We start from the raw sequence: 212 nt of genomic DNA, 5'->3' as shown, positions 1-212 counted from the left end.
TGACGTAATTTTGGTTCAGTCGATCAATGGGCCGCTGCCCCGCGGCCGCACGCGATGTACTCCGTACCTGGGAGGCTCCACCATGACCACTGTCACGTCGCCGCTCGCCGGTCGCGCTGTCGGCCTCGCCAACGTTCCCGACCCGGTGTTCGCGGGGGCCATGGTCGGGCCTGGGACGGCGATCGATCCGTTGCGGGAGCCGATCGACGCGG

General features: G+C 68.4%; 1 protein-coding gene. It reads left to right on the top strand.

Annotated features, from left to right (window positions below; genetic code table 11):
- Positions 1-82 precede the first annotated feature (82 nt).
- Positions 83-212, top strand: a 130-nt coding sequence (locus tag GTW40_RS20085; protein WP_161181577.1) for a PTS glucose transporter subunit IIA, incomplete at its 3' end; no start/stop codon positions are given.

This window comes from Streptomyces sp. SID4985 (assembly GCF_009863025.1).
Lineage (GTDB): Bacteria > Actinomycetota > Actinomycetes > Streptomycetales > Streptomycetaceae > Streptomyces.
The sequence above is the reverse complement of the archived record's forward strand: the minus strand, read 5'-3'. Positions and strand labels throughout refer to the sequence as shown.